General features: G+C 66.0%; 14 protein-coding genes. 6 read left to right on the forward strand and 8 right to left on the reverse strand.

All coding sequences use genetic code 11. The annotated features are described in order from the left end of the window. Nucleotides 1-260: 260 nt before the first annotated feature. From glgX to EV560_RS23240, 3 genes are all read right to left on the reverse strand, one after another. Nucleotides 261-2,246, reverse strand: a complete 1,986-nt coding sequence (gene glgX / locus EV560_RS23230; protein ID WP_131858212.1) for a glycogen debranching protein GlgX — start codon at nt 2,244-2,246, stop codon at nt 261-263. A 50-nt stretch (nt 2,247-2,296) separates the two neighbouring features. Then, nucleotides 2,297-4,789: a glycogen/starch/alpha-glucan phosphorylase gene (locus tag EV560_RS23235; protein WP_131858213.1), complete on the reverse strand. Its 2,493-nt coding sequence runs from the start codon at nt 4,787-4,789 to the stop codon at nt 2,297-2,299. A 131-nt stretch (nt 4,790-4,920) separates the two neighbouring features. Next, on the reverse strand, nt 4,921-5,100 hold the full coding sequence (locus tag EV560_RS23240; protein WP_131858214.1) for a hypothetical protein: 180 nt from the start codon (nt 5,098-5,100) through the stop codon (nt 4,921-4,923). A gap of 162 nt (nt 5,101-5,262) precedes the next feature. Between EV560_RS23240 and EV560_RS23245 the strand changes: the two genes are divergently transcribed. From EV560_RS23245 to EV560_RS23255, 3 genes are all read left to right on the forward strand, one after another. Next, nucleotides 5,263-6,498, forward strand: coding sequence for a putative DNA modification/repair radical SAM protein (locus EV560_RS23245; RefSeq protein ID WP_131858215.1), 1,236 nt, complete (start codon nt 5,263-5,265; stop codon nt 6,496-6,498). Beyond that, nucleotides 6,498-7,958 (forward strand): UdgX family uracil-DNA binding protein, encoded by a 1,461-nt coding sequence (locus tag EV560_RS23250; RefSeq protein WP_131858216.1) that lies wholly within the window; start codon nt 6,498-6,500, stop codon nt 7,956-7,958. Before EV560_RS23245 ends, EV560_RS23250 begins: the two co-directional genes overlap by 1 nt. Nucleotides 7,959-8,074: 116 nt before the next feature. Beyond that, nucleotides 8,075-8,836, forward strand: coding sequence for an SDR family NAD(P)-dependent oxidoreductase (locus EV560_RS23255; protein WP_131858217.1), 762 nt, complete (start codon nt 8,075-8,077; stop codon nt 8,834-8,836). Between the two features lie 47 nt (nt 8,837-8,883). Here EV560_RS23255 and EV560_RS23260 read toward each other — a convergent pair whose 3' ends face one another. The 3 genes from EV560_RS23260 to uraH all read right to left on the reverse strand — a co-directional run bounded on the left by EV560_RS23260 (nt 8,884) and on the right by uraH (nt 11,141). Beyond that, nucleotides 8,884-9,207 carry a hypothetical protein gene (locus EV560_RS23260; protein ID WP_131858218.1) on the reverse strand — a complete coding sequence of 108 codons (324 nt, stop codon included), beginning with the start codon at nt 9,205-9,207 and terminating at the stop codon, nt 8,884-8,886. Between the two features lie 90 nt (nt 9,208-9,297). Next, a complete protein-coding gene (gene puuE / locus EV560_RS23265) occupies nt 9,298-10,722 on the reverse strand; it encodes an allantoinase PuuE (RefSeq protein WP_131858219.1) in 1,425 nt (474 codons plus the stop codon). Nucleotides 10,723-10,784: 62 nt separating this feature from the next. After that, complete coding sequence (gene uraH, locus EV560_RS23270) at nt 10,785-11,141, reverse strand: hydroxyisourate hydrolase (RefSeq protein ID WP_131858220.1); 357 nt, start codon at nt 11,139-11,141, stop codon at nt 10,785-10,787. A 156-nt stretch (nt 11,142-11,297) separates the two neighbouring features. Between uraH and EV560_RS23275 the strand changes: the two genes are divergently transcribed. Continuing rightward, complete coding sequence (locus EV560_RS23275; RefSeq protein ID WP_131858221.1) at nt 11,298-12,533, forward strand: urate hydroxylase PuuD; 1,236 nt, start codon at nt 11,298-11,300, stop codon at nt 12,531-12,533. Nucleotides 12,534-12,699: 166 nt separating this feature from the next. Further along, on the forward strand, nt 12,700-15,183 hold the full coding sequence (locus tag EV560_RS23280) for a glycosyltransferase family protein (protein WP_131858222.1): 2,484 nt from the start codon (nt 12,700-12,702) through the stop codon (nt 15,181-15,183). Nucleotides 15,184-15,497: 314 nt separating this feature from the next. On the opposite strand, the gene EV560_RS23285 is transcribed toward EV560_RS23280, so the two are convergent. Beyond that, nucleotides 15,498-16,568: an NAD(P)/FAD-dependent oxidoreductase gene (locus EV560_RS23285; protein WP_131858223.1), complete on the reverse strand. Its 1,071-nt coding sequence runs from the start codon at nt 16,566-16,568 to the stop codon at nt 15,498-15,500. A 113-nt stretch (nt 16,569-16,681) separates the two neighbouring features. Then, a complete protein-coding gene (locus tag EV560_RS23290) occupies nt 16,682-17,110 on the reverse strand; it encodes a GlcG/HbpS family heme-binding protein (protein WP_131858224.1) in 429 nt (142 codons plus the stop codon). A 208-nt stretch (nt 17,111-17,318) separates the two neighbouring features. Here EV560_RS23290 and lysM point away from each other — a divergent pair, with 208 nt between their 5' ends. Then, nucleotides 17,319-17,771 (forward strand): peptidoglycan-binding protein LysM, encoded by a 453-nt coding sequence (gene lysM, locus EV560_RS23295; protein ID WP_131858225.1) that lies wholly within the window; start codon nt 17,319-17,321, stop codon nt 17,769-17,771. The last annotated feature ends 61 nt before the right edge of the window (nt 17,772-17,832 follow it).

The raw sequence follows: 17,832 nt of genomic DNA on the forward strand, positions 1-17,832 counted from the left end.
CGTGGCCCGGGATGGCCGTTCCGGGCCACGGCGTCCCCTCAAGGGCTCAAGGGGACCACCAACACCCTCGCACAAATCAAAGAGACAATTGCGAGCGCAGCGAAGCAATCCAGATTCGTAGAGCTCTACATCCTCATGGATTGCCTCGCTTCGCTCGCAGTGACGGGAGCTGTGAGTAGGTCACGGCTAGAGCCTCGGACAGTCCACCCCTCCCGGCGCTCTCCTGACAGGAAGGGCTCCCGCGCCTGCTCATCGAAGCTCTAAGTTTCTGCGGGGACCTCCAACAGCAAGCTGACGGAACGACCTTGAAGTCCCAACCGGCCAACAACCCGCTCGCCCCCAGCCTTCGGCTCCGAAGACGATAGCAGGCGCTGCCAAGCCCCGCCTTTAGCCGGCTCGGGCAGGATGAATTCCGCGTCCTGGCGCGACCGATTGACCAAAATCAGCATCGCCTCGTCCGGCCCGGCGAGCAGCATCCCGAACGTGTCGAGCCCGTACCAATCGCTATCGCGCAGGGACCGTCCATCCGGGTGCAGCCAGGTCACGTCCGGCCGCGCGCCGGCTTCGCCGGCCTGCCCGGTCAGGAAGCGATCCGCGCGCAGCAGGCCATTCTCGCGCCGCAGTGCCGCCAGCTTCGCGACATAGGCGACCAGGCCCTGGTCCGCTTGCTCCCAATCGAGCCAGAAGGCCGTGTTGTCCTGGGCGTAGGCGTTGTTGTTGCCGAACTGGGTCCGGCCGAGTTCGTCTCCTGCTTGAAGCATCGGCGTGCCCCGTGAGAGCAGGAGCGTCGCAAGCAGGGCGCGGATGTCGGCGGCGCGGCGGGCATTGATCGCGGCGTCGCCGGTCGGTCCTTCGAGGCCGCAATTCCACGAATGCCCGTCATTGTCGCCGTCGCGGTTGCCCTCGCCATTGGCCTCGTTGTGCTTGCCCGCATAGCTGACGAGATCGGCGAGGGTGAAGCCGTCATGGGCGGCGATGAAATTGACGCTGGCCCGTGGGCCGCGATGGCGTGCGGCATAGAGGTCGGAGGAACCGGCGAGCCGCGTCGCGAGAGCGCCGGCCATGCCCTGGTCTCCGCGCCAGAACCGCCTGACATCGTCGCGGTAGCGGCCGTTCCACTCGGCGAAAGGCGCCGGGAATTCGCCGAGCCGATAGCCGCCCGGGCCGATATCCCAGGGCTCGGCGATGAGCAGCGCGCCGGCGAGGTCCGGGTCCTGAAGCATTGCTCCGAAGAGCGGCGCGTCGGGCGTGAAGCCCGCCTCGGTGCGGCCCAGCACGGTGCCGAGATCGAAACGGAAGCCGGAGACACCGCAGGCGCGCCAGTGCCGGAGCGCATCCGTCGCCATCTGGACGACCGGGACGCGGTCGAGCGCCAGCGTGTTGCCGCAGCCGGTGTCGTTGACCAATCGGCCGGGATCGTCCGCAGCGTGGCGGTAATAGACGGCGTTGTCGAGGCCCCGCAGGCAGATCGTCGCGCCGAACGCGTCGCTCTCGGCGGTGTGGTTGAGGACGATGTCGAGGATGATCGCGACGCCGGCTTCGGCATAGCGGGCGCAGAGCGCGCGCAGATCGGCCTCACCCCCGGGCGCAAGCCGCGGATCTGGCGCGAAGAAGTTCAGCGGGTTGTAGCCCCAGGCGTTGCTCAGGCCGAGCGGCGGCAAATGGCGCTCGTCCATCCAGGCCGTGATCGGCATCAGCTCGACATGGCTGATGCCGAGTTGCTGGAGATGATCGATGATCTCCTGCTCGCCGAGCGCTGCGAGCGTGCCGCGCAGCCCCTCCGGAATCGCCGGATGGCGCATAGTGAAGGATTTGACGTTCAGCTCGTAGACGAAGGCCGGTTCAGCTTCTCGGCCGGGTCGCGTCAACTCGGCCTCGGCTGCGGTCACGATGCTGCGCGGCACGAAATGGGCGCTGTCGCTGCCGGCCGAGGGCGGGCTCGCCAGGATCGGATCCCAGCGGAAGGGCCGGTCGATCCGCTTCGCATAGGGGTCGACCAGCAGCTTGCCCGGATCGAAGCGATGGCCCTGGCGGGGATCGAACGGACCAGCGGCGCGCAGGCCATAGCGCAGGCCTGGCCCGGCGCCGGGCAGGAAGCCGTGATGGATGTCGCCGCTGCGTCGGGGCAACGGCAGCCGCGCGGTCTCGCGCTCACCGGCCTCGTCGAACAGGCAGAGGTCCACCCGCTCGCCATTGCGGGAGAAGACGGCGAACTCGACGCCGCCCTCGACCGCCGTCGCGCCCATGCGGTCAGGCAGAGGGCAGGGTTCGAGCGCCGGTTTTAGCGGCAAGGCGCTCAGCCCTTCGCGGCGTAGCCGGCCGGCACGTGCCAGATGCGCTCGGCATATTCGCGGATGGCGCGATCGGCGCTGAACCAGCCGCAATGGGCGGTGTTGGTCAGCGAAATCTTCCACCATTTCGCCTGGTCGCCCCAGAGCGTGTCGACGCGGCGTTGCGCCAGCCGGTAGCTCTCGAAATCGTTGAGCACCATGAACCAGTCATTGGCGCGCAGGCTGTCGATCAGCCCGGCATAGCGGCCCGGATCGCGCGGCGAATAGGAGCCGCCTGCCACCGCATCGAGCACACCCTCGAGATGCGGGGTCGCCTCGATGACCTCGCGGGTTGGACGCGGGTTGCGCCGGGCTTCCTCGACCTGCTCCGCCGTCTTGCCGAAGATGAAGATGTTCTTTTCGCCGACACGCTCGCCGATCTCGATATTGGCGCCGTCGAGCGTGCCGATCGTGATCGCGCCATTGAGCGCGAATTTCATGTTGCCGGTGCCCGAGGCCTCCATGCCGGCGGTCGAGATCTGTTCGGAGAGGTCGGCTGCCGGGATGATCACCTCGGCGAGGCTGACATTGTAGTTCGGCAGGAAGACCACCTTCAGCCTGTCGCGCGTGGTGATGTCGTTGTTCACGACGCTGGCGACGTCGTTGATCAGGTTGATGATCAGCTTCGCGGTGCCGTAATTCGAGGCGGCCTTGCCGGCGAAAATCTTCAGGCGCGGCGCCCAGTCGCGGTAGGGCTCGGCGCGCATCGCATCATAGAGGGCGATCGTCTCCAGGATGTTGAGCAATTGCCGCTTGTACTCGTGGATGCGCTTGATCTGGACGTCGAACAAGGCGGCGGGGTCGACGACGACGCCGGTCTCCTGGCGGATGACCTGGGCGAGCCTGCGCTTGTTCTCCTGGCGGATGGCGGCGGCGCGCTCCTGCACGGATGCGTCGCCAACCTTTGAGGTGAGCCCCCTGATCTTCTCGATATCGTCGCTGATATCCTCACCGCAGACATCGGAGATGAGCTGGGTCAGGCCGGGATTGGCGCCGAGCAGCCAGCGCCGCGGCGTGATGCCATTGGTGACATTGGTAATGCGGCCGGGGAAGACGGCATTGAGCGGGGCGAAGACCGTCTCCTGCATCAGGGCCGAGTGCAGCGCCGAGACGCCGTTGACCGTATGCGAGCCGATGAAGGCGAGATGGGCCATGCGCACGCGCCGCCCATGCGATTCATCGATGATCGAGAGCTTGGAGAGATCGGCATTCTCGCCGCCGGCCGAGCGGCGCACGCCGTCGAGGAAGCGGGCGTTGATGCCGAAGATGATCTGCATGTGGCGCGGCAGCAGCCGCTCCATCAGCGCGACCGGCCAGGTCTCGAGCGCTTCCGGAAGCAGGGTGTGGTTGGTGTAGGAGATGGCGCCCTGCGTAAGCGGCCAGGCCTCCTCCCATTGCAACCCGTGCTGGTCGATCAGGAGGCGCATCAGCTCGGCGACGGCAAGCGCCGGATGGGTGTCGTTGAGCTGGATCGCGACCTTGTCGGGCAACGAGGACAAGGTGCCGAACTGGCGGTAATGCCGGCGCACCAGGTCCTGCAGCGAGGCGGAGGTGAAGAAATATTCCTGCCGGAGGCGCAGCTCCTGTCCGGCCGGCGTGCTGTCATTCGGATAGAGCACCTTCGAGATCGCCTCGGCGCGGTTGCGCTCGGCGACGGCGCCGATCAGGTCGCCCTGGTTGAAGGCGTCGAGCGAAAGCGGATGCATCGCCCGCGCCCGCCAGAGCCTGAGCGTGGTGGCGTCGTGGCCGCGCCAGCCCAGGATCGGCGTATCGTAGGCGACGGCGAAGACGGTCTCGCCCGGCGTCCAGACGACCTCGCCTGGCGTATCGGTGCTGACCACCGTACCGCCGAAGCCGATCTTGTAAGCGCTCTCGCGGCGCTCGAATTCCCAGGGATTGCGGAAGGAGAGCCAGTCTTCCGGCACCTCGACCTGCTTGCCGCCATCGATGCGCTGCTTAAACAGGCCGTGGTCGTAGCGGATGCCATAGCCCAGGGCCGGCACGCCGGTGGAGGCCATCGCCTCCATATAGCAGGCGGCCAGCCTGCCGAGGCCGCCATTGCCGAGCGCGGCATCGGGTTCCAGTGTCTCGATGGCGGTGAGATCGACGCCGAGCTCGCGCATGGCCTGCGTCATCGGGCCGGTCAGGCCGAGATTGTTCAGCGCATCGGCAAAGGAACGGCCGATCAGGAACTCGAGCGAGAGATAATAGACGCGCTTGCGGCCGGTCTCGTAGCTCTCGCGCGTGGTGCGATGCCAGACATCGACGATATGGTCGCGCGCGGCGAGAATACCGGCGGTGAGCCAGTCATGCGCCTGCGCGACTGTGGGGTTCTTGCCGAGCGAATAGGCCAGCTTCCGGACGATCTCGGCCTTGAGCTGCTCGACCAAGGTGGCTGAAAAGGCTGCGCCCGTGGCCTGAGGCTTGAAGCTGGATTCGTTCACGCTGCGGCATCCCATCCGTTTCGGTGCCGGAAGTGTCCAGCCAACACTTCCGGCTGTCCAGTCGAAATGCTGTGCGCCCCGGCCGGCAAGACTGCCTTCGGCATAGGCGGCGTCATTCGGCCGTCACATGGCCGGATCGGCGCCATCTAATTGTTCTGCGTGCGATTTTCCTCGCGTGCATTCTGGACGAGCTGCTTTGCCCCCTCGGCGGCGGAATTGGTGAAGCTGACCAGATTCGTCCAGAGATTGCGGGTGTAGACGCCCTGATGGACGACGGCGTCGTAGCCGATCGCCAGCACGGCGAGGACGAGAAGAATTCGGAACATGGTGAAACCTCCTTGAAATGCCGGAATTGAAACGTCCGCTTCCAGGCGCGGTTCCGAAGTTCCGCTATGGCACGCCGGCGCGGCAAAACGTCATGGCCTCGGCGCTGGCCTCGCCGGCAAAGCGATGGTATGAGAACGTATCATGAACAAATTGGAAGGCCGATGGCTCAACTCACCGTTCAGGAGAAGCTGGAGATCTTGAGCGACGCCGCGAAATACGACGCGTCCTGCGCTTCCAGCAACACGACCAAGCGCAATTCGCTCGGCGGCAAGGGCATCGGCTCCACGACCGGCTCTGGCATCTGCCATTCCTACGCGCCGGATGGGCGCTGCATCTCGCTGCTCAAGATCCTGCTGACGAATTTCTGCAGTTTCGATTGCGCGTTCTGCATCAACCGCTCGTCGAGCAATGTCAGGCGGGCGCGATTCAGTGTCGAGGAGGTCGTCGAACTCACGCTCAATTTCTACAAGCGCAATTATATCGAGGGGCTGTTCCTCTCCTCAGGGATTATCCGCTCGCCGGATTATACGATGGGCGAACTGGTGCGGGTGGCCGAAAGCCTGCGTCGCATCCATGATTTCCGTGGCTATATCCATCTCAAGCTCATTCCGGGCGCGAGCCAGGAGCTGACGGCGCGGGCCGGGCTTTTCGCCGACCGCGTCTCGATGAATGTCGAGCTGCCGAGCGAGGCCTCGCTCCAGCGCTTCGCACCGGAGAAGCGGGCGCGCGAGATCGGTGCCGCCATGGGCAAGCTCAAGCTCAGCATCGAGGAGAGCAAGGAAGAGGGCGCCAGGAGCAGGCATGCGCCCGCCTTCTCACCGGCCGGGCAAAGCACGCAAATGATCGTCGGTGCGGACGGGGCGAGCGACGCCGCGATCCTGACGCGCAGCGCGCAGCTCTATGCGGCCTTCGATCTGCGGCGGGTCTATTATTCGGCCTTCAGCCCGATCCCGGATTCGTCGTCGCAACTGCCGCTGGTCGACCCGCCGCTGATGCGCGAGCACCGGCTCTACCAGGCCGACTGGCTGACGCGCTTCTACGGTTTCGAGGTCGGCGAGATACTCGACCGCGATGCCGGCGAGATGCTTGATCTTGCTGTCGATCCCAAGCTCGCCTGGGCGCTGCGGCATCGCGAGCGCTTCCCGGTCGATGTGAACCGGGCCCCACGCGAGGCGCTGCTGCGCGTGCCAGGCCTTGGAACGCGCAGCGTCGAGCGTATCCTCGCGATGCGGCCGCTGCGGCGCTTGCGGCTGGCGGATATCGGCAGGCTGGCGCGCTCGCTCGGCACGCTCCGGCACTTCATCGTCGCGTCGGATTGGCGGCCGGGTGCGCTTCTCGACAGCGATCGGCTGCGGCAGCATCTGATGCCGAAGCCGCAGCAATTGGCGCTGTTCTGATGGTGGTCGCGCGGCTCGCCCATCCCGCCGATTTCGAGGGCTGGCGCGAGCAGGCGCGTGCGCTGGCACAGCGCTGGGTCCTTCCGGAGGACATTGCCTGGCATGTGGCGGGCGAGGGCCCCGATCTCTTTGCCGCCATGCCGCGACGCGACCGTGAGGATCTGCGCGCCGTCTCGGTGCCGCGCGCCTTTCCGGACTTGGCAGAATCCGTGATCTGCCATTCCGACCCCGGGCGTTTCGCGCTGCTCTATCGGCTGCTCTGGCGCCTGCAGGCGGAGCGCGACCTGCTGAAGGTCGTGACAGATCCCGACATATACCGGGCCGAGGCGATGGCGCGCTCGGTGCGGCGCGACATCCACAAGATGACGGCCTTCGTCCGCTTCCGGGAGGTCGCGGACGAGGAAGGCGCGGTGACATATGTCGCCTGGTTCGAGCCGGAACATCACATCGTCGAGCGCGCGGCGTCCTTCTTCGTCGAGCGCTTCACGGGGATGCGCTGGTCGATCCTGACGCCGCGCCGCTCGCTGCACTGGGACGGCGAGACGTTGCATGTCGCCGCCGGAGCGTCGCGCCTGGAAGCACCCGGCGACGACGCCGTCGAGGCCTGCTGGCGCACCTATTATGCCAGCATCTTCAATCCGGCCCGGCTGAAGGTGAAGGCGATGAAGGCGGAGATGCCGGTGAAGTACTGGCGGAACCTTCCCGAGGCCGGGCTGATTTCCTCCCTGATCGCCGACGCGGACAAAAGGACGCAGGAGATGGTCAGGCAAGCCCCAACATTGCCGCCGGAGCGGCACGAGCGCATGGCGCGACGGGCTCCGGCCGTGTCGGCCGAGTTGCCGGAGGAGATCGGCTCGCTCGCCGAGGCGCGGATCGCGGCGGCCGATTGCCAGCGCTGCGGCCTTTATCGCTGCGCCACGCAAACGGTCTTCGGCGAGGGGCCGCAGGATGCGCCGGTGGTTTTCGTCGGCGAGCAGCCGGGCGATCAGGAGGATCTGGCCGGAAAGCCCTTCGTCGGCCCGGCCGGCAAGCTGTTCGACCGGGCGCTGGCGGAAGCCGGCCTCGACCGCTCGCGCGCCTATGTCACCAATGCGGTGAAGCACTTCAAGTTCGAGCAGCGCGGCAAGCGCCGCATCCACCAGAGGCCGAATGCCGGCGAGGTCAGGGCCTGCCGCTTCTGGGTGGCGCAGGAACTGGCTTTCATCCGCCCGCGCCTTGTCGTCGCGCTGGGCGCGACGGCGCTGCAGGCTCTGACCGGCAAGGCCGGCTCGCTCACGGTCGCGCGCGAGCTGGAGCTCAAGCTGGAGGATGGCACGGCGCTCGTCGCCACCGTCCACCCCTCCTTTCTGCTGCGTGTGCCTGACGAGGAGACCAAGGAGCGCGAGCTCAAGCGTTTCATCGCGGATCTGCAGCGCGTCGGGCAAATGGTGCCGGAGATGCGGCGCGACGAGGCGGCATGAGCCTTTGGGCGGCATGAGACCTTGCGCGGCATGAGACTTGGCGCGGCATGAGACCTTGCGCGGATTGACCCCATCGGCGTGGCATTGTCCCTTCGTCTGGACGAAGCGAGGAAAGCATGTTCGCCGATCTGAAGGGCAAGCGCGTTCTGGTCACCGGGGCCTCGTCAGGGCTCGGCGCGCATTTCACCAGGGTGTTGGCGGCGCAGGGTGCGCATGTCGTCGCCGCGGCGCGGCGCATGGAGCGGCTCGAGGCGCTGGCGGATTCCTGTGCCGAACTGCCCGGCAAGGTCGTGCCGCTGGCGCTCGATGTCGGCTCCGTCGCAGCGATCGCGGCCGGCCTGAGCGCGGCCAGGGACGCGCTCGGCGGGCTCGACATCCTCGTCAATAATGCCGGGATTGCCGAGCCGGCCCGAGCTCTCGATCTCGGCGAAGCGGACTGGGACGCCCATCTCGACGTCAACCTGAAGGGCTGCTTCTTCGCGGCTCAGGCGGCGGCGAGGATCATGGCCGGGCAGGAGGGCGGCGGCGCCATCGTCAACATCGCCTCGATCCTGGGCGAGCGTGTCGCCGCCAGTGTCGCGCCCTATGCGGTGTCGAAGGCGGGGCTGATCCAGATGACCAAGGCGCTGGCGCTGGAATGGGCGCGCCACAAGATCCGGGTCAACGCGCTGGCGCCCGGCTATATCGTCACCGATCTCAACCGCGATTTCTTCGCGAGCGATGACGGCAAGTCACTGCTCCGGCGTATTCCGATGCGCCGCGCCGGCAAACTGGAAGACCTCGACGGTCCGTTCCTGCTGCTTTGCTCGGAGGCCTCGCGCTACATGAGCGGTGCCGTGATCGCCGTCGATGGCGGGCATCTGGTGAGCGGACTGTAGGGTCTGACCTCCAGAAGAAAGATCCTGGCCCGCCCGCCAAGGCCGTTTCACACGGTCGAACGGACCAGATGGCCGGAGAGATCGACGCCGATCCTCTGGGCGGCGAGCATGTTCATCGCATCGGTATCGGCGAAGCGGTAGCCCTGCTCGATCAGGCGCGTCGTGTACTGCTTGTTGTACAGGAAGGCGACGATGAACTGCCACAGGCCGAAGGTGAACATCGTAAAGAGCAGATGCAGCGCGGCGACGGTCAGTTCGCCGCGGATCAACGGAACCCAGAAGCCAAAGAAAAGGTAGGTCCAGGAGAAGCCGACAAAGCCCTTCTTCACGAGACCTGTCCGGTCATTCTTCATCATTACTACTTGAGCCATGACATCTCTCGTCGGCAGGCGTCGCGTGACCCTGCGTTAAGACGGGAGACAATGGCGCGCAATCCCGGTTTTCGGGTTTGTGGACAGTGGTTATTGCGATTGTAGGCTGTCGTTCAGACGCAGCAGCACAATCCGCTCCACTTGCTGCAGGGCGGTCTCGAATTCCTGCTCGGGCGTGCTTTTCAGGCGCTGCTCGAAGGAGGTGACGATCTCGTCCTTGCTCAGCCCCATGACCGCGAGGATGAAGGGAATGCCGAAGCGGGCCTTGTAGGCCTCGTTCAGCGCGGTGAAACGGGCGCGCTCGTCGCTGCTCAGCCGGTCGAGCCCGGCGGAGGCCTGCTCGGCCGTCGACTCAGGCGTCAGTTCCTTCGCGGCGGCGAGCTTTCCGGCAAGGTCGGGATGGGCGAGGAGGAGGGTGCGCTGCTGGTCGTGGGAGGCGGCACGCATGGCCTTGACCATCGCCCCGTGCAGGCCTTCGGCGCTGTCTTCCGCTGCCGTCAGGCCGGCGTCGTAGGTCGCCTCGGCCACCCAGGGCGAATGCTCCCAGACCCGGCCATAAACCTCGACGAAGAGTGCCCTGGAGATCCGGGACGGCCTGTAGCCGGCGGCCGGCGGATGAAGCTTGATCCAGTGCCGGGCGATGTCGAGCCGGGTCGCGACCCAGACGTGGCTATGGCTGCGGACATAATCGAGGAAGCGCGCCAGGGCGGCGGCGCGGCCCGGCCGGCCGACGAGCCGGCAGTGCAGGCCGACCGAGAGCATCCTGGGTGCGGTCTCGCCCTCGGCATAGAGCATGTCGAACGAGTCCTTCAGATAGGAGAAGAACTGGTCGCCGGCGTTGAAGCCCTGCGGCGTGGCGAAGCGCATGTCGTTGGCATCGAGCGTATAGGGCACGGTCAGTTGCGGCCCCTTCGATCCCTCGATCCAGTAGGGCAGGTCGTCGGCATAGGCGTCGGCGGTGTAGAGGAAGCCGCCTTCCGCCATCATCAGCGGCGTCGTGTTCTCGGAGGTCCTGCCCTGGTAGAAGCCGAGCGGCCGTTCGCCGGTGATCTCGCGCTGGATGCGGATGGCCCCAGCGATGTCGGCCCTCTCCTGCTCGGACGGGACGTTGCGATAGTCGACCCATTTCAGCCCGTGAGTGGCGATCTCCCAACCGGCTTCCTGCATCGAACCGGCGATCTTGGGATAGCGCGCCAGCGCGCTCGCCACGGCGAAGACGGTGACCGGCATGTTCCGCTCGGTGAACATGCGCCAGAGCCGCCAATAGCCGGCGCGCGAGCCGTATTCGTAGATCGACTCCATGTTCATGTGGCGTTGGCCGGGCCAGGGCGCGGCGCCGACGATCTCGGAGAGGAAGGCCTCGGAGGCGGCGTCGCCATGCAGGATGTTGTTCTCGCCGCCTTCCTCGTAGTTGATCACGAATTGCACGGCGATGCGGGCATTGCCCGGCCAATGCGGGTTCGGCGGGGTGCGGCCATAGCCGGCGAGATCGCGAGGATAGGTCTTGTCGGTCATGGCGTGACGCAGGCCCTTGCAAAGTGATTCATGTGGCAGTGGCGACCGCTCGGAAATGTCGCTCAACTGCCGCGGTAGGTCGAATAGCTCCAGGGCGATGCAAGAAGCGGTACATGGTAGTGCCCACCGGGATCGGCGATGCCGAAGCGGATCGGCACGATGTCGAGGAAAGCCGGCTCGGGCAGCTCCGTGCCGAGGCCGCGAAAATAGGCGCCGACGGCGAAGGAGAGCTCATAGGTGCCGGGCGTGAGCGCATCGCCGCTGAGCAGCGGCTGGTCGGTGCGGCCATCGGCATTGGTCCTGGCCTCGGTGACGCGCCGGCGCGAGCCGTCGGGGGCCAGCAGATCGAGCGTCAGCGCGACGCCTGAAGCCGGCCTGCCGCTGACCGTGTCGAGCACATGCGTCGAGAGACGTCCCATTGGCGATCCCGGGTCTTGCGAGGATGACGGAGCCGCATCCGGAACGGCGCTTGCCTTCGCGAAAAGGCAGCCCCTAGTCTGGACGCGTCATGACAGTCCCATCCCGGATTCGCCCCTGTCAATTCCATGGCTTCGGCAAGCTGCCGGAGGCTCGCGATGCTTGACGCTTATCTCTGGGAATGGGGCAGCCTGCTTTTGCGCTGGCTGCATGTGATCACGGCGATTGCCTGGATCGGCTCATCCTTCTTCTTCATCCATCTCGACGCCTCGCTGCGGCCGGCCGACGACATCCCGCCGGGGACGGGTGGGCGGGCCTGGCAGGTCCATGGCGGCGGCTTCTACGAGATGCGGAAATACATGGTCGCGCCGGCGCGCATGCCGGAAGAGCTGACCTGGCACAAATGGCAGAGCTACTGGACCTGGATCTCGGGCTTCTTCCTGCTGGTCTGGGTCTATTACGCCCAGTCCGAGCTCTATCTGATCGATCCGGCAGTGATGCAGCTCTCGCCCTTCGCGGCGGGCGCGATCGGCATCGCGGCGCTCGTCGTGGGCTGGCTGTTCTATGATTTCATGTGCAGGTCGCCGCTCGGCAAGAACGACGTCCTCCTCGGCCTGCTCGGCTTCGGCTATGTCGTTGCGGCGAGCTGGGCGTTCTCTCAGGTCTTCTCCGGCCGCGGCGCGCTGATCCATACCGGCGCGCTGATGGCGACGATCATGACCGCCAATGTGTTCTTCAACATCATGCCCGGCCAGCGCAAGGTCATCGCCGCGCTGACGGCGGGCGAGAAGCCCGATCCGAAATACGGCAAGCAGGCCAAGCAGCGCTCGACACACAACAACTACATCACCCTGCCGGTGCTGTTCCTGATGCTGTCGAACCACTACCCGGTGACCTACGCCAATTCGGCGGTGATCCCTGCGCTGGTGGCGCTGATCATCATCGCCGGCGCGCTGATCCGGCATTTCTACAATGTCCGTCATGCCGACCATGCCAAATCGCCCTGGTGGACCTGGGCGGTGGCGATCCTGGCACTCTGGCTCGCCTTCTGGGTGGCGATGGCCTCCTCGCCGGGCGGGCGCGAGCGGCTTGGCCTGTCGCCGCGCGAGCCGGGCAGGCCGGTCCTGCTCGCCGGCATGAGCCTGCCGCCCGTCGAGGTCAGCAACATCGTCACCGGACGGTGCGCCATGTGCCACGCGCCGGAGCCGTCCTGGCCCGGGCTCCAGATCGCGCCCAAGGGCGTCTGGCTGCACGAACCTGAACGGATCGCCGCCGAAGCCCGCGCCATCCGGACGCAGGCGGTGATGACCCATGCCATGCCGCCGAACAACCTGACGGGCATGACCGAGGCCGAAAGGCATGTTCTTGCGGCCTGGCTTGCGCAGGCGCGCTGAGCTGGGAGCCTTTGCGAAGCGTTCAGGCTGTTCACAGGCTGAACACGGAAACGTGAACTCATTCAGTTTCGGTTCATATCGCGATCCCCATTGTCCGGGTCACTGACAGGGCTGGAGACAGGTTCCCAAACCGGGGCCGTCCGTGCCGAGGGACCCGGGGGTCCGCTTGAGACGCTTGGATGTAAGGGGCGCCAGCTACCTGCTGGCGGCCATCGGATTTGTTTGTGCGTGGAGCATCCTGTGCTGGCCCTGGCTGTCGGGGGCGGTGACGATTCCGTTCGACGCCAAGGCGCATTTCCAGGCGCAGATCCAGTTCCTCGCCCAGGCCCTGCATTCCGGCCAATCGCCCTTCTGGAATCACAATGTCTTCGGTGGCTCGCCGCAGGTGGCCGATCCGCAATCCTTGATCTTCTCGCCTGCGATCCTGCTGGCGCTGATCAGCCCGTCGCCGAGCTTCCGCGAGGTCGACGCCTATGTGCTAGCGCATCTGCTCTTCGGCGGCCTGGCGATGCTGATGTTCTTCCGCGACCGCGGCTGGCATCCGGCCGGAGGCCTGATCGCCGCGCTCGTCTTCGCCTTCGGCGCCTCGGCTGCCTGGCGCGTGCAGCATGTCGGGCAGATCGCCAGCCTCGCCTTCTTCGCGATCGCCTTCTGGCTGACGGCGCGGATGCTGCAGCGCGGCTCGCTGCTTTCGGGCATCTTCGCCGGCCTCGCGGCAGGCTTCATGGTGCTCGAGCCCGATCAGGTCGCGCTGCTCGGCGGCTATGTCATCATCGGCATGGTCGTCGCACATTGGATCTCGGGCGGCTGGCCGGCGATCCGCACGACCTTCGTCCCCTCGGTCGTCGCCGCCATTGCCGGCCTCGTCACGATCCTGCTGCCGCTGCTGCTGACCTGGCTCTTCGCCGAGGCGACCACGCGTCCGGAGATCGACTTCGGCGTCGCCGTGCGCGGCTCGCTCCACCCGCTCTCGCTGCTGACCGCCTTCGTCGCCGACCTGTTCGGCGCGCGCGATCCCAATGTCGAGTTCTGGGGCCCTTATAGCGCGGACGGGTCTGTCTATCTGTCGCAGAACATGGCGCAGGTCTATGTCGGCGCTCTGCCGGTCCTGCTGCTGATCGTGCCCGGCCTGACGCGGGGCTGGCTCTGGGACAAGGCGGTGCGGCCGCTCTCGTTGCTCTTCGTGTTCATGGTGCTGTTCGCGCTCGGACGCTACACGCCGGCCTTCCACGTCATCTACGAGTACCTGCCGGGGGTGAAGCAGTTCCGCCGCCCGGCCGACGCCACCTTCCTGATCGGCGCGCTCGGCGCAGTGCTCTCGGGCTATGTGCTGCACCGGCTGCTGAGCGAGGAGAGCCTCGGCTCGCTGAAGCGCGACTTCGCCATTGGCGGCGCCGTCCTGGCCTCTCTCCTCGCCTTCGCCATTGGCGTCGCGGTGACGGAGGGCCATTTCGCGGATGCCTGGTGGCCGAGCCTCTCCGCCACCCTGTGGTTCGTCGCTGCGGCGCTCGTCGTCGTCGCGCTGACCCGCTGGCGCCACGCGGTCGGCCCGGTTGCCGGCCTGCTGCTCGTCACGGGCGTCGTCGGCGCCGATCTTGGGGTGAACAATGGCCCGAACGAGTCCACCGCGCTCCCGCCGCAGATGTATGATGTGCTGCAGCCGGAAACGAAGAACGAGACCATCCGAATCCTGAAGACGCTGGTGGCGCAGCCGGAAGGCTCGCCGCGGCGCGACAGGGTCGAACTGCTCGGCATGGGCTTCGAATGGCCCAATGCCAGCATGGTCCACGGCTTCGACCATACGCTTGGCTATAACCCGCTCAGGCTCGCCGACTTCTCCGATGCGGTCGGGACGGGCGACGGCATCTCGCGCTGGGGCGAGCGCAAGTTCCCGCCGCTCTTCCCGTCCTATCGCTGCCGCCTCGCCGACCTGCTCGGCCTGCGCTACATCGCGACCCGGGTGCCGATCGACCAGGTCGACCACAAGCTGCGCGAGGGCGATCTCAAGCTCGTCGCCTTCACCGGCGATGCCTATATCTACGAGAACCCCCGTGCCCTGCCGCGCGCCCAATTCGTCGCCGGCTGGCAGCTCGCCGATTTCGAGGGCATGAAATCAGCCGGGCAATGGCCGGACAGCGATCCGCAGCAGGTCGTGCTGCTCGATACCGTGCCGCCCGATGCGGTGCCGGAAGGGCCGATGACGTCGAATGCCGACGTCAAGCTGACGCGCTACGAGAACACCGAGGTCGAGATCACGGTCACGACCGACAAGCCCGGCTTCATCGTGCTCAACGATATCTGGCATCCGTGGTGGCGAGCCGAGCTCGACGGCACGGAGGTCGAGATCCTCAAGGCGAATGTGCTGTTCCGCGCGGTGCAGGTGCCGGCGGGCACGCACAAGGTCCATTTCAGCTTCCGCCCGGTCGAGGGCGCCATCGCCGAGCTGCGCAACCGGGTCGAGGAGCCACGCATCGAGGATGCGCCGACGACCGCGCCGCCGCTGGTCGCCACCGGCCCGGGCGCCACGAGCACGAGCCCGAGTGCGGCAGAGGATGGCAGCTGGCACGAGAGCCGCGATATCCGGGACGAGCCGGAGCCGTTCGCTCAGGGCGCATCGAGCCTGCCGGTGTCGTCGGCGCTCGTGCGGTAATCCCTTCTCCTCTCGGGGAGAAGGTTGTTACACAGCAGACTGATGAGGGAAGGGTCGCGCGAGCGGCCCTTTTTCTTGTTTCGGATGAGGCACTTGCCTCATCCGTCTCGGCTTCGCCGAGCCACCTTCTCCTCCGCCAAAGTCGGGTGTTCCCGACTTTGGCCCGGATATCTGCCCATCTCGCGCAAGCCAGAGATGGGTGGGAGAAGAGTTTAGAGCATTTTCGAGCGAACTGGATGCCGGTTCGCGTGAAGAAAATGCGTTAAGACAGATAGATAGAGCATTTTCGCGTTTCGAAGAAACGCGGAAATGTTCTATGCCACGCCGAGCTTCTTCTGCAGGCTCGTCGAGGAGGTGGTGTACTGGAAAGTCAGCCGCTTCTCCGGATAGACGTAGCGGTGCACCTTCTGTGCGGCGAGCGCGCCTTCATGGAAGCCGGAGAGGATGAGCTTCAGCTTGCCCGGATAGGTGTTGATGTCGCCGATGGCGAAGATGCCGGGGATGTTGGTCTCGAACTTCTCGGTGTCGACCGGGATCAGGTTCTCGTGCAGGTTCAGGCCCCAGTCGGCGATCGGGCCGAGTTTCATCGTCAGGCCGAAGAAGGGCAGCAGGGTATCGCAGCCGACTTCGAAGGTCTCATTGGCATTGTCGCGGCAGATCGCGGCCTCGAGCGTGGTGCCGTCGCCCTTCAGGCCGGTGACCTGGCCGATCTTGAGGTCCATCTGGCCCGATGCCACCAGCGCGCGCATCTGCTCGACGGAGTGGGGCGCGGCGCGGAAATCGTCGCGGCGGTGCATCAACGTGACGCGCTTGGCGATGGGCTGCAGGTTCAGCGTCCAGTCGAGCGCGGAATCGCCGCCGCCGACGATCAGGATGTCGCGCCCGCGGAAGGCATCCATCTTGCGCACAGCGTAGAAGACGCTGCTGTTCTCATAGCCCTCGATGCCGGGGATCGGCGGCTTCTTCGGCAGGAACGAGCCGCCGCCGGCCGCGATCACGACCACCTTGGTCTCGAAGATCATGCCGGCATCGGTCCGGACGCGGAAGCGCGGCGCCTCGGCGGTGCCGATCGGCTCCAGCGATGCGATCATCTGGTTGAGATGGAAGGTCGGGCTGAACGGCTTGATCTGCTCGATCAGGTTGTCGACCAGGCCCTGGCCGGTGACGAGCGGGAAGCCGGGAATGTCGTAGATCGGCTTCTCCGGATAGAGCTCGGCGCATTGGCCGCCGACCTTGGGCAGGATGTCGACGAGATGGGCGCGGATATCGAGCAGCCCGAGCTCGAACACGGCGAACAGGCCGCAAGGCCCGGCGCCGACGATGACGACGTCGGTCTCGATGGTCTCGCCTTCGGCGACATTCTCGTTGGCGGTCTCGACACTCATTCTAAACAGTCCTCGGGGTGATTTTTGCCCCGTTGCCGCAAATCGCGCCTCGATGCAATGAGAACTGCCGGGCGCGATCAGCCTTGAGCCGGAGAAGAGAATATTCTTCTGTTTCAGGCTCCCGTGTCAGCAACAAGGCCTAGCGCGGCGATGCCCGCCGTGGCGGCCGCTTCGTCATTGTCGGAGGTGTCGCCGGAAATGCCGATGGCGCCGAGCAGGGCGCCGGCCGCGTCGCGGATCAGCACGCCGCCGGGAACCGGCACGAGCGAGCCGCCGACGGCATGCGTCGCGGCCTCGACGAAATAGGGGCGCTCCATCGCCATCTTGTGGATCGCGCGCGAGCCGATGCCGAGCGCCACCGCGCCATGGGCCTTGCCGAGCGCGATCTCGCCGCGCTTCAGGCTGGTGCCGTCCTGGGCGGCGAAGGCCTTCTGCGCGCCGCGCGAATCGAGGATCGCGACAGCCAGCGGCTTCAGCTCCTTTTCGACGGCATAGGCGAGGGTGGCGGATAGAAGCGTCTGGGCCTGGGCGAGGGTGAGCATGGCGGCATCCCGGTTGCGATGGCGTGCTTGTGCCAGTGCCGGCCCCGGCGGAAAAGGGGCCTGACGCCGAAGCTGCTATGCCGCTTTGCGACGAATGAGGCCTGAAGTCGCATCCTGCGCTATGCTGGCCGGCGTTTCGGCGTGAAATCGTCTTGAACTTGTCGCCCCGAGCGGGCTTCATGCCTGCTCCTACTCAGGAGGAAATGCGATGGGTCTCTTCAGTTTCATCAAGGAAGCTGGCGCCAAGCTCTTTGGCGGCTCTGCCAAGGCGGCGACATCCGACGATCTGCAGAAGGAACTGGCCGGCCACGGCCTGCCCTCCGACGTCAAGATCGATGTCAGCGGCGACAAGGTGAAGGTCTCCGGCAAGGCGATGTCCACCGAGGAGGCCGAGAAGATCATTCTCGCGCTCGGCAACACCTCCGGCGTGGCGCAGGTCGAATCGGACCTGATCGTCAACAAGGAGGCGCCGGCCGCCGTGTTCTATACAGTCAAGAAGGGCGACACGCTCTGGAAGATCGCGGAAGAGCATTACGGCAAGGGCCAGGGCGCCAAGTATACCGAGATCGTCAAGGCCAACACGCCGCCGGTCAAGAATCCCGACCTGATCATGCCGGGCTGGGTGCTGCGCATTCCGGGTGCGGAAGCAGCGAAAGCCTGACATTCGGCGGCGCTCGCGTCGAATGCGAGACACTTGCGTCGGCAACGATTTGACGCTCAAG

Origin of the sequence: Allobosea sp. BK604 (assembly GCF_004341515.1) — a bacterium.
Lineage (GTDB): Bacteria > Pseudomonadota > Alphaproteobacteria > Rhizobiales > Beijerinckiaceae > Allobosea.